Consider the following 15,473-nt stretch of genomic DNA (forward strand, 5'->3'; position numbering starts at 1 on the left):
TTCATATTTTTCGTGTTTTTGTGGCGAGTCTCTTTTTTTTCTTGCAAAAAGCAAAACCACAATATATCCTGAAAGTTAACAATTATAAAATAAAAATCAATAGTGATTGAAAGAGAATTTAAGAGATAGAAAATAATTTAGAATCTCTTATTTGTCTACCGCAGGTAGGCAAATCTCTTTAAATCCCTGTTGAAAAAGTTTTGTTTTTTGAAAATGGAGGGAATATGCGAAAGACTTTCGGCAGTTTTTTAGTCGGGATTTTATTACTCCCGGTTGTTTTATTGGGTGGACAAAAAACCGCGGTTCGTAACGTAACCATTCAGCGAACTGACATTCTTGAAGCAAAAGGCAGAACAAAATCAGGCGTCCCCTCAGAAATTAATTACCAGGGGTGGCTCGGTTATGCATCCGACACTTCAGCAATCACGGCTAAAATTAATATGATATTCAGGTTATATACCACTCCGACGGGAGTTACTCCCCTATGGAATGAAGCTCAAGACACCGTGTATGTAATCAAAGGAGTATTCAACGTACTACTCGGCAGCGTAACGCCAATACCCGACAGCTTCTTTAATAATACTTCTCTTTACCTCGAAACACAAGTCGGAAGCGAAGTTTTATCTCCGAGAAAAAAACTTACAAGCGTAGGTTATGCAATAAAGTCAAAACGTTCGGACAATTCAACCCGCGCGGATACCGCGAGTTATGCACTTGCCGCTAACGTTACGTACGTAGATTCGGCAAGAATCTCGACCAACTCTTATAACTGGAACGGCAATGTTTGGGGAACCGAAGTCCCGAAAGCCAACCTCTCGGATACCGCAAGTTTTGTCGCAGGCGCAAACGTAGGCGGTGAAGTCACGAAAGCCAATCTTTCGGACACCGCAAGTTTTGTTGCGGGTGCGAACGTGGGCGGGGAAGTCACGAAAGCCAATCTTTCGGACACCGCAAGTTTTGTTGCGGGTGCGAACGTGGGCGGGGAAGTCGCAAACGCTAACAAAGCGGATACCGCAACTTATGCAGTTAATGCAAACATTACATATATTGATTCAACAAGAATCTCGACTAACTCTTATAAGTGGAACGGCAATGTTTGGGGGACCGAAGTCCCGAAAGCCAATCTCTCGGATACCGCAAGTTTTGTTGCGGGTGCGAACGTAGGCGGGGAAGTTGCAAACGCTAACAAAGCGGATACCGCAACCTATGCAGTTAATGCAAACATTACTTATATTGACTCATCAAGAATCTCGACTAATTCTTATAAGTGGAACGGCAATGTTTGGGGGACCGAAGTCCCGAAAGCTAACCTCTCGGATACCGCAAGTTTTGTTGCGGGTGCGAACGTAGGCGGGGAAGTCGCAAACGCAAATCACTCGGATACTGCGGGATATGCGGTTACTGCAAACGTCGCGTATGTTGATTCGGCGAGAGTATCGGTAACGTCTCACAGTTTACAAGGGAAAGATACTACCAATTTTAACGCTAAATATGTGATATCCTCCGGAGACACGATGACAGGTCCGCTTGGTGTTTCGGCGGCTTCCTCTTCTAATCTGATTTCTTCTGACCAGAGCGGCTCGGGCAGGGCAGGGGCTTTCAATATATCCAATGCTTCGAATTCAAATGAAGCATTGTATGCGACGACAAATGGTGACGGGAATGCAATTTATGGATATGCAACCGGAGAAGGTGGCGCCGGGGCTTTTCAGGTAGCCAATAATTTAAGTTCAGCTTCTGCGTTGGTCGGAAGCACGAATGGTAGCGGACAAGCGATATGGGGATCTACTGACGGAAGCGGGGTTGCGGTAGAAGGTTATACGACCGGAACCGCCAACGCCGGGTATTTCCATATAGCAAATGCTTCAAACGTAAATCCTGCATTGCAGGGGGCTACGAATGGTAGCGGATATGCGGTTTACGGCTATACGACGGGGACCGGGAGAGCCGGGAATTTCCAGATAAACAATGCTTCAAATACAAGCGAGGCTTTGTATACGGCTACGAATGGAAGCGGGTATTCAATGTACGGGTATACAAACGGCGTCGGCGGCGCGGGATTTTTCCAGATAAACAACGCCTCAAATAGTTCTTATGCGTTGGAGGGGAACACGAACGGAAGCGGACATGCGGTGTACGGTTATACGAGCGGTTCCGGAAACGGGGTGAGTGGGTATACAACAGGTACAAGCAGTGCCGGGTATTTCCAGGTAGTCAATGCTTCAAATGGCGCTTCTGCTCTGGGGGTAACCACAAACGGCACAGGAAGCGCGGTTTACGGCTATACGACGGGAACCGGGAAAGCCGGGAATTTCCAGATAAACAATGCTTCAAATGGGAATAATGCGGTTTATGGATATACAAACGGAACAGGATATGCAATGTACGGTTATACAACCGGGACCTCCAACGCCGGGTATTTCCAGGTAAATAATTCTTCAAATACAAATGGCGCGCTATATTGCACTTCAAATGGCAGCGGTGGAAATTCCATAATTTCTTATGCAACCGGAACCGGCGGCAGGGCAGGATATTTTGCGATAAGTAATGGTTCAAATGGAAGCCAGGCGTTCTGCGCAACTACAAATGGAACGGGCACGGGCGGGTATTTCGGGATAAACAATGCTTCAAATGCAAGCGAGGCGTTATATGCGACTACAGTCGGAACGGGCAAGGCAGGTTATTTCCAGATAAACAATGCTTCAAACGCTTCAGATTTGCTTTATTTAACGTCCACCGGGACGGGAAGATTCATCAATGCTTCTAACGGCGCGTACCTCAGTAATGGCGGAACATGGACAAATTCAAGCAGCAGGGCATACAAAGAAAACATAGAAGAACTACGGGTGGATGAAGCGTTGAGTGCGGTTAAAAACCTGACTCCGGTTAAGTTCAATTATAAGAAAGACAAAGGAGAAGAGTACGTAGGTTTCATAGCTGAAGACGTTCCCGACCTTGTAGCGACGAATGACAGAAAAGGATTATCGCCGATGGATATCGTAGCGGCGTTGACAAAAGTAGTGCAGGAACAGCAGAAACAAATAGACGTATTAAAAGAAAAAGTAGACCAACTGTCAAAATAAAAAACAACCTATTTGTAAGGGCGAGGCGGCATTGCCTCGCCCTTTTGTTTGTTTTATTTCGATTAACTATTACACTATTATACTAATAACGATTTTTATATGTTAGTTTTGATTTTTAATATTTGATTTTTAATTTAACCCTTCGGACTGCTGAGAGCCTCTGCTCTCAGCAGTATTCTGTGTACGGAACGCACACTTGCCTGCCCTTTTGTTTGTTTTATTTCGATTAACTATTACACTATTATACTAATAACGAATCCCCTCTCTGCGTCTATCTGTGTTTGGAGTTTACCCTGAGCGTAGTCGAAGGAGTTTACCCTGAGCGTAGTCGAAGGAGTTTACCCTGAGCGTAGTCGAAGGAGTTTACCCTGAGCGTAGTCGAAGGGTGGTAAACTTTTCCCTTCCCTGTTAGTTGCTTCTTGTGTAAATCGTGTGGGAATCTCGTGGTTTAAGTCCGTTTTTCGTGTTCTTCTTTCGTTTTTATTTTTGCTTTCGTGGTAGACTTTTCCGTTTTTTTATCGTGCCTGTTTACCTGCCTTTAGGCCTGCCCGCCGTTCAGACTATTTATTGGAGTTACTTGATAGGAGGGCATGGCCCGCCGTTCAGACTATTTATTTGTTCCTGCCTGTTTACCTGCCTTTAGGCCTGCCCGCCGTTCAGAGTATTTATTGGAGTTACTTGATAGGAGGGTTAATCCGTGGTCGGAGTTTACCCCGCCCTGGCGGGGTGGCTAACTTTTCGTTTTTCCGTTCTCTGTTTCTCTTAATCTTTCTCCCAATCTCCCCTTCTCCGTGTCCGTTTTAACCTGCCTACCAGAAGAAAAGGTACCTTACTTTCGTTACCGCTATCCTATCCGTCATATCCATATCGTCTTCGACGTTGTTTACGGTTTGGTTGAACGCCAAATACAACCACGACTTCGGTCTGAAATTATAAGAAATAAGAGCGTTAAACTGGTGGATATGCGTATCGGTATTCGGCTCTGCGTATACCCTCAATTGCATATCCTTTGTGAGAGCGCACTGCATAGTCGGTAGTAAAATCCAGGATATTTGTTCCATATCCCCGCTCGGATTCCATTCGAAAGTATTTGACACGACAAGTGAAAAACTTAAAGACGGATTGACTTTCCAATCTACAATAAAGTCATTTGTTCCTGTTGCTGCAAAGTACTTTCTGTTGCTCCTGTAATTAAACCCATAACTCTTATACCACACTTCTTCGCTTAAGACAAAAGGCTTACTGAAATCGGTATATAAGCAAACGCTCAGACGGGAGTAATCATACTCCGTATTCATTTCATATCCTTTACCCTTATAAACGTTTATATTTCCCCCATAATTATTCTTAAAGCAAGGATTGACGCGTGCGCTAATCCAATTCCCGCTCGGATTGCCGGCTTCCTGTGAGCCACCCGCTCCCGCGCAAGCCACAAATTTACGAAAAGGACCCTTGTTAAAAAATTGCGGTCCCGCCATAAGAGAATATATCTTGTACCCGACATACGGTGCAAACCCGATTTCCCCGACGTCGAAACTTGTATCATAGTTTTCGTACCCTGCCAGCACCAGAAATTTCGGCGCATACCAATTCAGAGCTATCTCCTCCGCATACCCGCTATCCGATTTCGCCACCTCTGCGGCGCATTGCAGTTGTTGAGTTCGGAACATTCCGTCTATTCCCATTACTTTCTGGTTATTAAAACTGCTGTCCCCGCTGACTCCCGAATAAGTAAACCCTATATCCGAGTTTTTCAGGATGCCCATTTTTACCCTTCCCACGGAGTATAAATTTCTCGGTTCAAACCAATCTTCTTCCGGCGAAACGCTGTCCGTGTACGCCGACAACATTCCGAACTTTACTCTCCCCAGTGACCCCGTATATTTTGCCCCGCCCAAAATCGGGACTTCACCTTCGGGCAATTTTTTGCCTATTCTGCGGGAATAGAAAAGCTTTATAGGGGTGGCAAAGACTTCCTGTGATTCGATAAAAAACGGTCGTCTTTCGTCAAGATAAGGTTCATACTGGGTGAGATTAATCGTATAAGGGTCTCCCTCAATTTGCGCAAAATCCGGCAAAACCGTTAACGAAAGTTGCGACGAAGTAAACCCCCAGCCGACGTCCAGTCCTGCCTGCGGACGGAGGGAAGTGTCTTCACTTGTCGCCACGTATCTTAAAAGCGCCACGGGATAAACTTCAAGATTCAGTCCCTGTCTGGTGTTTGGGATTCCTTTGAGCGCTCCGCTTCTTGAAACGCGCATTCCTTCTACCTGTTTAAGAGGCGCCCACGATACGCTCTCATTATTTTTTGAAATATATCTACAAAAGTTGACACCCCATTCATCGAGTCCTTGTTTAAACCGTAGTGTTTTGAAAGGTATTTTCATTTCCGCGACATAGCCGTATTCCGTAATTTTGGTAGCCGAGTACCAGACTCCGTCCCAGCTTATATCTTCTGCTCTTCCGTCCTGGGAGATTTTCTCATCGTATTGCACGCCTGCGGCGTTCAGCATAAATTCGTAAGCGGTAGTTTTATCGCCAAAAGTATCGAATATGATTTCGACGTTATCTTCGTTGTCAAAATAATCCCTCGGCACTTTTTTGACGTTCAAACCTAACGGCTCCGAGTCAAAACACTTAAAAACAATATAAATATTTTTGTCATCCCGACAGATAAACACTTTCGTCGATTCCGAAGGAAACGCTCCCTCCTCCGGGTCCCACTGGACGAACTCGCTCACCGAATCCGCGCTCCCCCAGACCGAATCAATCTTTCCGTCAATCACCGGCGCCACACCAACTTTCGGTATGCTAACATTCCCCAACCCCAAACTCAAAAAAAGTAATAGTGTCATTTTATTTTCTCCCTTTTGTTTAGAAACTCTTCGTTTGTTTAGAGCTTCTTATCCGGCTCCGCTGGGCTGCTCCTCTGATATGCTGATTCTCTGATATACTCTTTATTCCTATCCGTCCCTCTTTCCTATCACAAAATATTTTTTTTGTCAACGTCGTATTTCTATCCCACAAAATAAAACCTCGCCACATTATACCTTACCTCTACCTTTATTTTCTTTTTTATCCCCCTCGCAAAAACCGCCGTCTTGTCCCCCCTCGCAACGTTTTGCATAATTTCATCCGTGTTAAATTTCAACTCCCGCACTCCGGAATAACTTCTCGGCGCTTGAATTTTGCGTATTAATTTTTTTACGTACCGCTTATCTTTATATTCACATAACCACAAAAAAAGATGCTCCCGATTTATCACCCTCGCGTACTTAGACACCTGTTTTGTAAATTCAATCCGCTCTTTTTCCAAATAATTTTTAGGCGCTTTTCCCGCCCCCTCATAATCAAAAATATACGGAAATATGTCCTCGCTCTTTTTAATTTTTATTTTATACTTCTCCGGATTTTTATCCACCCCCGACCACCTTCCCAATACAAAATTCGCAATTCCAACGCTGTCAATTACGTTACAATTTCTCTTTATAAAGTCAAACGTCATCCCCCTGTCTTTTTCTCTCTCCCCCGGGAATCCCATAAAAAAGAACCCATGCGTCCACACTCCCCGCCTATGAACTTCCTTCAAAATATTTTCCGTGTCTTCAATGTTCGTCCCCTTATTTATAAGACGCGCAACCCTCGGCGACCCCGTTTCCAACCCAAACATAAGCATCTTGCAGTTGTCGGGCATCTTCACTCTTGCCATGTTTTTATCCGTTCTGGCGCACGAATACCACTCAATCCCCAAATCCCCTATCGCAGGAATAACGTTAACAGGTATGCTCTCATCGCAAAAACTAAAAAGATTCGTCCCGAAATTTTCTTTTAATTTCTTTATGTCGTCTACGAGTAATTCCGCGCCCCTTCCCCTGTATGGCCCATAAATACTGCACTCATCGCAAAACGAACACTTCCTCCAGTAACACGCCCGGCTCGCCGAAAGCGGTATCACACTCTTCGCCATAAAATATAATTCCATCGGCAGCCCTCCAAAATCAGGCGTCGGAACCCTGTCAATGTCCGGAAATTTCTTCACCTCATTCCTCACGACATTTCCCCTCTCATCACGAAACATAACCCCTTCAACGTTTCTCAAATCTATCGGGTAGCCGGGGCTTTTATGCCCCGGGAATTTCTCTCCCATCGGGTAGGTTTGGTCGCTTCCCTTTAATTTGTGGGAAAGGTCTCCTGACCTTGATTCTCCATCCACACCTTCCCACGCCTCCACAACCCCCAAAAGCGTATTCTCCCCTTCGCTTATACAAACCGAATCAAAAAAACAAAACACCTCCGCCTGCTCGAAAAAATCTTCGCTTATATCCGCGATGTGTTTCCCACCCAATATTATATGACTTCCCGGCAAATGTTTTTTTATCTCCCTGCACAATATCATCGCAGGCAAAAACTGTTCCCTGCAAACCATCGATATCCCAACGATATCCGGTTCGTATTTAAAAATCTCGCCCGCATACTCCCTATAAAATCTTTTCAAAATCGTAAAAAACGCATCATCCTCCGTCATACGTTTCAGTTCCGCAATCGACTTAATTCCGTACGTCGGGAAACTCACAAAATTCATTCTGCAGTTCGTATAAACCGATCCCAGTATACAAAAAAAAGTATCCAGTATCAGGTAATTTTTATAATATTCCTCCCCGTCAAAAAACAATTTTTTATCCAGCAATCCTTCTTTCGCCTTCTCCACCTGCCCATAAATCTTCTCAATGGACACCGCCGCCCCCACCAAATCGACATACCTAAGTTGCTCCGCATACGTCAAATAATTTTTCGTTTCGTATTCTTTAATCAGGGTATTAATTTGCGGTTTCAACTCATCCAAAATTTCATCTCTCAGAACGTAATGATAAAACCGAACGTTCAAATCATCCTGTTTACAATCCTTCCCGTGATGCCTCAAAAACCCCGTCAACGTGGGCAGTGACAAATAAGGTATAAACGGACTCCACTGCGGAGGAAACAAAAGCAGCGTCTTAACTTTCATTCTTGCCGAATATCCGGGGCTATATGTTTTTTTCTTGTCTGTTTTATTTGTCTTATATGTATGTCCTATATGACTTATATGTCCTATTCTTTTTTCTTTCCTCTTCCCTAATAACTATTATCCTATTATACTATTAACTCCCCCCAATCCTCCCTTCTTCCAGCGTATAAAAATTCACATCTCCTTCCACCAGCTCATTAAAATTATGAGTTATCAAAACCACCAGCAACTCTTCCTTCAACTCCGTCAACGTTTTATATAATATCTTCCGCGACTCCGCATCCAGGTTCGACGTCGGCTCATCCAACAGCAACACCTTCGCCCCCCTTACGAGCGCCCGCGCTATCGCCAACCTCTGCTTTTCCCCGACCGACAAAAAATCCCCGCCCGCCCCGACGACGTACTCCAACTTCTTTTCTTTCTTCTCTATCGTGCCCCACAAATTCACTTTCCGGCACACGTTTTCTATTTCCTCTTCCTTATAATTCTTCCCCAAACTAATATTAAACCTTATCGTATTATTAAAAAGAAACGGCTCCTGTTCCACCACTCCTATCTGTTGCCGTATCGACTTCGGATTGTATTCCCCTATCTCCTTCCCATCCACATAAACACTCCCACGCCCCGCCTCCAAAAACCTCAACACCATATTAAAAACCGTACTCTTTCCCGCGCCCGACTTCCCCGCAATCACGTTAATCTTCCCCTTCCCCAACGCCAGATTCGCCCCCTCCAATACTCTATGCTTCCCATAACTGAAATCCACCCCCCTCAACTCTATGCTCTCGCCCCTTATTTGACACCCCTCTTTACTGTAATCTTCTTCTTCCTTTTCCATAATTTCCTTCACCCTCACACACGACGCAACGTTTTCGCTCAACTCGACAATGCTCTCCACAAGGCTCTGCAGCGGCGCAAAAAACTGGTTCACATACGAAAAAATCGCCACGAACGACCCCATCGTAAAGTTCCCCCGTATCACCAAAACTCCTCCCACGCCCAACGCAAACACATTCCCAAGGAACGAAAAAACCGACGAAAAACTCGACGCGTTCACGCCCGTATTCCTCAAATCCCTCGACGTCTCCGTCAACTCGTTGCACAAAACAACGTGCTGTCCGTCGACAACCTCTTCGCAACTTATCTTCTTTATCGGCAACAGCGCCGACAAAGTCTCCCTCAGAAACTCCGTAATCTTCGACCATTGTTTCAAAAGTTTCTGTGTCTTCAACCCGATTTCCCGATTATAATGAAACGAAATCCATACATAAAACGGAATCATACAAGCGATGAATATCCCAATCTTCACGTTCAAATAAAATATAAACCCCAGCATAATAACCACCGATAGAACCGAATTCAAAATCGAATAAGCAATCCGCGAAATAATCGCCATTATGCTGTGCGCGTCCTGGTTAATCCGGTACAACAAATCCCCCGCCTCCGTCCCGCTTATTTCTTTATAACTAAACCTCAATATTTTCTTATATAACTGTTGCCGCTTATCATTCGTCACCGTAAGCCCAATCTTTATGTTCAGCCGCTGCGACATAAACCGAAACACAATGAGCCCCACGTTCAACCCCACAACCAAAATAATAAATCTCCCCAACATCCCCAAATCCCTCTTCGCAATCACCTCGTCAATCAAATACCGTATCATCAACGGATTAATATAAACTAATATGTAAGAAACTATAGAAACAAACAAAAGAATTAGAAAATGCTTTTTATATTCTACAATCAAATCCCTTATTACTTTTAAATTTTTCATCTATTTCCCTTCAAGCCAAAGCAGATATAACGCTCTATTACTAACTTATTATGGCCATAGCATAGTTATGCTTTATTTTCTACGCTATAGGTGGCTTACTACCTCCATCATTACAAGCATTGGTATAATCCACAGGATAACAAATAGCATCTGGACCTTTACCAATAACACGAGGAACAACTACTCCTCTTTGTACTATTATTGTTGGGCTTGCATAATTATTCATATTTTTCACCTCCTTTTTTGTTATGAGACTTTTATTTAACAGTCTCTGTTTTCTTCATTTCTTCCAAACGATTCTTTCCCCTTATATCTGCTTTGGCTCTTTTTATCTTGCGTTAATATTTTATGTATGCTCGCCCCTGCACAGGCAAGATGTGATGGCTCTTTATAACTTCCCGTTTCTTCAAGGTTTTTGGCTATACAAAAATTACAACTTAAATTGAGTTCGCAGTTAAGACATTTGTTAAAATCTTCCTTTTTTAGAGCTCTTATTTTTTTCAACACTTTGTGATTTTTCCAAACCTCCTTAAAATTTGTATCTGTGATATTGGCTATTTTAACAGGTAATCTATAACAGGGATGTACGTCTCCGTTTGGTCTGATGGCAAAAAGATTACGCCCTCCCCTGCAAATAGGTTCAAATGTTTCTCGCCCTTTTAGGATAGATAAAATATCTTTGTATTTCTCTATTTCTTCTTTCACAACTTGATGTCTCAACGGATACTTTCCACCTCTAACGCCCGAATATAACTCCATACTAAAAAGAGGTTCCTGACCAAAATGCTCAAAAAGATTTAAAAACTCCCGCGAGTGATGAAAATTCTCTTTCAAAAAAGTAACGTTAATTAAAAACCTGTTTCCGTTCTCATATAGCTTTGAAAGATTTTCCATTACTGCCTTATGTATGTTCCCCTTGCCAGTATATTGAGTTATACTGCGACAAGTTTCTTCGTCACATCCATACGGAGTTACTTTAACCAAAATGTCATAATCCTTTAACAAATCAATGTCTTGCGGTTTTAAAAGAAACCCGTTCGAAAGAACCGATACGTAAAAACCTAACTTTCGAGATTCTATAAGTAGTCGTTGCACATCTCTTTTATTAAAAACTTCCCCTCCCGTAAAGTCTATCTTATAAACCCCAAGCTCTTTCAGGATACTTAATATTTCTATGCACTTCTCTACTCCCATCTCTCCCCTTTTACTCCGCCCCTTGAAATAACAATGCACACAATCAAACGGACACTTATACGTCACATCCCATATCAGATAAAATGGCACGTTCTTCAAAAACGCCCTCCTCCCACTCTCCTCCATCAATGTTTCCCCTCCCACACCATTCCTTACTTCTATCTTTATCCCCTCCCCCTCTCTTTTTCCCTTGTCTATTGCCTCTTGTGTCTTGTCTCTTTTCCATTCCTCACACTGGTTCTCTGATAACCTGATATCCTGCCTACTGATATTCTGATCCTCTGATATGCTCCTTCCTCCCCCCTCAATCACCCCAAACTCCTTCAGCGTCCCGCACAACGAAACATAATCCTTCTTTATCAACTCCTCCGCCGCTTCCGGATACTTCTCTCTCATCTTCCCAACCACTTCCTTTAAACTCAACCCCCGACTTATCATCCCAAAATATTCCGCTCCTGTCCCCGGCAGTTTGAATTCCGTCGTCCCCACCTTTATACATACCGCCCCCTCACTCTCCACCCAACTCGCCTTCTTTGAAATATTTATCTTTTCCATTTTTTGTTTCAAACGGGGCTGTCTATCGACAGCCCCGTTTACCACAAATATTTTGCTTCTTAAAAACTATGTGTGACAACGTTTGTCTTTACTTTTACTTTCACCAACGTGTACAAATTCGTTAGCGTTATTTGCCCGTAAATCTCATCCGTAAACGTATCCTCGTTCACAAGACTCTCGCCTACCGTTACATCAAAAGTCAGACTCTCGGGATTTGTCGGACTCGCATCAGGTAAGTATTTCGAACCGTATGTATAAATATAATCATCCGGGTCTAACCAGTTTCCCTGCCCCAAATCCTCTCCCCACAACTTACAATCCACCCTGAACCGAAGCCCCTCTTTCATCTGGTTTACTTCATACGTGGTAAAATTTATCCTGCAAGTTACAACACATCTTGCAGTGTTCTTGCTATGTGAATGCGTTATAGCAAGATTCGCGTTCGAAATTGTAGCCATATTTCCCTCTCCTTTTTTCCCTCATATATCCGGTGTTTTTACAATCAAAGCAACCGCCCCCACCGAACTAAAAAACGATTCTTTGTCCCGAAAGGGATGCAAAGGCAACGCCTTTGCATCCCTCGAATACCTTAAAAATCAAGCTTTGAACGCTCCCGTCTCTACCCACTCGTTCTTCAATAACGACCACCAGTCAACTGCCAATCCTTTCATCACATACTCATACGGCAACCATCCGTAACCACTGCTTCCCCATCCCGTTCCCCACGAATTCCTTATCAGTATCGCTCCTTTCGTCTCCACCGCTTTCCCATTCGTGTTCTTTATCTTCATATCATCATCATAACCAACCGCCATTATCGCATGCCCCCCGACTGTCTTCTCGCCCGCTGTCGGAAACGGTATTTTCCCCGTCTTGTCCGCTTGCGTATACGAACTGTATACCGTAAACCCAAACATAGACGGCAACCCCGCTGAAATATACGTCTTTATCCGAGCCAACAAATCCGCTTTTGTCGTGCCTGCCGGGTCAAGCCGGTAATAAGTTAACGCCTGGTAATTCTGCGCAAATGCATAACAAAAAGCCGACGGCTCTTTGTCGAAATCCGCAATCTTATATTTCCAGTGTTCCTCCGGCGGAACCCCGAACAACACCAACGACCCCATTGTGCTCCGTATGAATGCTCCCGTGTCGCCGGTCCAGTTTAATGTGTTTCGCGTCGTCTTGTAAAGAAAAAGCCTTGACGCGTCTATGTGTTTCCCGAACGCCCTTCTCTCGAAATACTCTACCAAACCTACACCCGCATTCGCGGTGCAAGACCCGAGCGACCCCTGGTCTTCTATCGGCGAACACCACGGCCTTAAATCTACCGTTGCCGGTAATGTAAGTTTCCCGGTTTTGTAGACGCCTATTTTTGTAAGCATCTCTTTGACCGAATCTTTCTGTCCCAAAGCTTTAAGCTTTGATGAGACTTTATCGTGGTCTACCGTAGCATCCCTGAAATCGGGATAATCCGGCAACCATCCAAGTCCTGCATTCTCAAATCCCTTATCCATAATCCTACCTCCTCTTTTTTAGTTGGAGTTTGTTTCATCAGAAACATTATAGTCAAGCTCTTTCCAGCTATGTTACAGTCTCTTTGCTGAAAGCATTACTATAGTCCAGCATCTTTTACTGGAGAGACTGGTTATCCAGCTCAGCTGGGCTGGATTAGAGATTGCTTAGAAACTCTTTGGCAATGCCATTAGAGTTTCTTATCCAGCTATGCTGGGTATCCCGCTCCGCGGGACTCCAACTTGTCCAGCTCAGCTGTGGCTGGACACATCCCCAATCCGTTACTCCGCACTCCAAATTCCCCAACCCAAAATCCCCGCCCGCCATTAGGCATGGATATGCTATCTTTTTTCCCCCTATTAACTAATATCCTAATAACTATTAACTAACTTCCCCCGGCTTCACCGGGGAAAACTCCAAAGGCCCCTTTTTAGCCTTATTCTACGATTAACTAATTCCCCTATTAACTAATTAGAAACTCTTAGGCTTTAGCCTTTAGAGATTCTTATCCAGCATAGCTGGGTACCCTATTAACTAATACCCTAATACCCTATTAACTAATTAACTAACTCCGCGCATTTTAAATATATGTGTATTTTTTTGCAAGAAAAATTCATAGTAAAATTCTAAGATTTCTTGTAATATTCTCAGATTCCTTTGCATTTATCCACATCGGAAAAATTTTTCTCTGTAGGGACGACTTATAGTTCCCCCCCCACCCCTACAATAATATGCCCTTTCCAAAGATTTCTGTCTCTCCTTCTTTGCAGCCTGCAATAAACCCCAAAAAAAACTTGCCAAAACAGTAAAATGAAAGTATATAGTAAGTGTCTTCTTCAAAAATAGAAAAGGAGAAATATGAAAAAATTCTGTCTGATTGCTTTATGGTTAATTATCTTCACAAAAATAAGTTATGCTATGATGACTCAAACGATAGATAGCAGTGGAGATGTCGGAAAATACACATCTTTGTGTGCACATTGTGCCGGTATATTTCACGACTATTTTTCCGATTCCGGGTTTGCCGCAAGTTATTACGATGAAACTAATGGCAATCTTAAATTTATTAATGATATAGGCGCATTCTGGAATAGCCTATCCCCTATAGTTGTAGACAGTACGGGAGACGTTGGAAGATTTACTTCAACTACGGCATGGAATGATTCTTCAGGACTCCCGATTAAAGAAAGTATTTTGATTGGTTACTACGATGTTACTAATGGAGACTTGAAATGCGCATGGAGAAAGAGTTATTTATCCGACACCTTTAAATTATCCATTATAGACAGCGCAGGAGATGTTGGTCAATTCACTTCGATTTACGTGGATACGTTAAATAAAACACCTTATATAAGTTATTATGATGCGATTAACGGGGATTTGAAGTTGGCTTATTTTAAAGATTCTGCGTGGAGCATTCAAAAAATAGATACTGCCGGAGATGTTGGAAAATATAACTCTATAGATGGATATGCGGATACAATCACTATTAGTTATTATGACAGCACTAATGGAGATTTGAAATTAGCCAAATATAACGGAACAAACTGGCAAATTGAAAAAGCGGATACGGCGGGAGATGTTGGAAAATACAGTTTTATATCTTTTTCTTCATGGTGGACCAGAATAGATTATTACGATGAAACAAATGGAGACTTAAAAGAAACTTGGAAAAATAAAGACAGTTTAAATTGGCAATTTTATAAAAGAGATACGACCGGCGATGTAGGGTTGTTTGCTAATTTCGGACGTAATGGATACTTTAGCGATTTGTGCTATTACGACAAAACTAACGGAGATTTAAAAATGCTTAACTGGGGAATAGCAGACACTGCAGGAGATGTGGGAGGGTATCCTTCCGGAGTAAGTTTCTTTGGGGGAACGGCAGTAGTCTATTACGATTTTACGAATAAACATTTGAAAAAAGCTGCTTATTTTGAGATTGGAGTAGAAGAAGAGAAATTAAATCCCGCCAAGACGGGATTTAATTTGGAAGTAATAAAAAATAAAATTTCCCTCTCTGTCCCGAATGACTATTACCCTAATGTCCTAATAACGATTTACGATTTAACGGGTAGACTTAAAAGCACTGTCTATTCCGGTACACTATCCAAAGGCGATTATACCTTCACGCCAAACATAAAAAAGAGTGGAATATATTTTGTGCAATTAACGGCAGTTTGTCATTCTGACACTGAACGTAGTGAAGGGGAAGAATCTAATATAATTAAAATAACAAAGAAGTTAGTACTACTAAAATGATAAACAAAACACAGGGTAGAGGTGGGAGCACGTGCTCCCACCTACCCATATTATTTACAGGAATATTATTCGCAACAAACTTATTCGC

General features: G+C 43.0%; 12 protein-coding genes. 2 read left to right on the plus strand and 10 right to left on the minus strand.

Going from position 1 to position 15,473, the window contains the following annotated elements; all coding sequences use genetic code 11:
* Nucleotides 1–224: 224 nt before the first annotated feature.
* Complete coding sequence (locus tag WC614_08285; protein ID MFA5033002.1) at nucleotides 225–3,083, plus strand: tail fiber domain-containing protein; 2,859 nt, start codon at nucleotides 225–227, stop codon at nucleotides 3,081–3,083.
* An 809-nt stretch (nucleotides 3,084–3,892) separates the two neighbouring features.
* Here WC614_08285 and WC614_08290 read toward each other — a convergent pair.
* The 10 genes from WC614_08290 to WC614_08335 all read right to left on the minus strand — a co-directional run bounded on the left by WC614_08290 (nucleotide 3,893) and on the right by WC614_08335 (nucleotide 13,450).
* Nucleotides 3,893–5,938, minus strand: coding sequence for a DUF5916 domain-containing protein (locus WC614_08290; GenBank protein MFA5033003.1), 2,046 nt, complete (start codon nucleotides 5,936–5,938; stop codon nucleotides 3,893–3,895).
* Nucleotides 5,939–6,099: 161 nt separating this feature from the next.
* A complete protein-coding gene (locus WC614_08295; GenBank protein ID MFA5033004.1) occupies nucleotides 6,100–8,088 on the minus strand; it encodes a radical SAM protein in 1,989 nt (662 codons plus the stop codon).
* A 133-nt stretch (nucleotides 8,089–8,221) separates the two neighbouring features.
* Nucleotides 8,222–9,862, minus strand: coding sequence for an ABC transporter ATP-binding protein (locus tag WC614_08300; protein MFA5033005.1), 1,641 nt, complete (start codon nucleotides 9,860–9,862; stop codon nucleotides 8,222–8,224).
* Nucleotides 9,863–9,941: 79 nt separating this feature from the next.
* Complete coding sequence (locus WC614_08305; GenBank protein ID MFA5033006.1) at nucleotides 9,942–10,088, minus strand: hypothetical protein; 147 nt, start codon at nucleotides 10,086–10,088, stop codon at nucleotides 9,942–9,944.
* Between the two features lie 35 nt (nucleotides 10,089–10,123).
* Nucleotides 10,124–11,182, minus strand: coding sequence for a radical SAM protein (locus tag WC614_08310; GenBank protein MFA5033007.1), 1,059 nt, complete (start codon nucleotides 11,180–11,182; stop codon nucleotides 10,124–10,126).
* Nucleotides 11,112–11,282, minus strand: a complete 171-nt coding sequence (locus WC614_08315; GenBank protein ID MFA5033008.1) for a hypothetical protein — start codon at nucleotides 11,280–11,282, stop codon at nucleotides 11,112–11,114. Before WC614_08315 ends, WC614_08310 begins: the two co-directional genes overlap by 71 nt.
* A gap of 78 nt (nucleotides 11,283–11,360) precedes the next feature.
* Nucleotides 11,361–11,555: a hypothetical protein gene (locus WC614_08320; GenBank protein ID MFA5033009.1), complete on the minus strand. Its 195-nt coding sequence runs from the start codon at nucleotides 11,553–11,555 to the stop codon at nucleotides 11,361–11,363.
* Nucleotides 11,556–11,670: 115 nt separating this feature from the next.
* Nucleotides 11,671–12,069: a hypothetical protein gene (locus tag WC614_08325; protein ID MFA5033010.1), complete on the minus strand. Its 399-nt coding sequence runs from the start codon at nucleotides 12,067–12,069 to the stop codon at nucleotides 11,671–11,673.
* A gap of 138 nt (nucleotides 12,070–12,207) precedes the next feature.
* Complete coding sequence (locus tag WC614_08330) at nucleotides 12,208–13,125, minus strand: C1 family peptidase (protein ID MFA5033011.1); 918 nt, start codon at nucleotides 13,123–13,125, stop codon at nucleotides 12,208–12,210.
* Between the two features lie 154 nt (nucleotides 13,126–13,279).
* A complete protein-coding gene (locus WC614_08335; protein MFA5033012.1) occupies nucleotides 13,280–13,450 on the minus strand; it encodes a hypothetical protein in 171 nt (56 codons plus the stop codon).
* 531 nt (nucleotides 13,451–13,981) lie between these two features.
* On the opposite strand from WC614_08335, the gene WC614_08340 reads away from it, so the two are divergent.
* Nucleotides 13,982–15,385, plus strand: coding sequence for a T9SS type A sorting domain-containing protein (locus WC614_08340; protein MFA5033013.1), 1,404 nt, complete (start codon nucleotides 13,982–13,984; stop codon nucleotides 15,383–15,385).
* Nucleotides 15,386–15,473: the final 88 nt, after the last annotated feature.

Source organism: bacterium, assembly GCA_041649255.1.
GTDB lineage: Bacteria > Hydrothermota > UBA3073 > JACQXS01 > JAQTXJ01 > JAQTXJ01.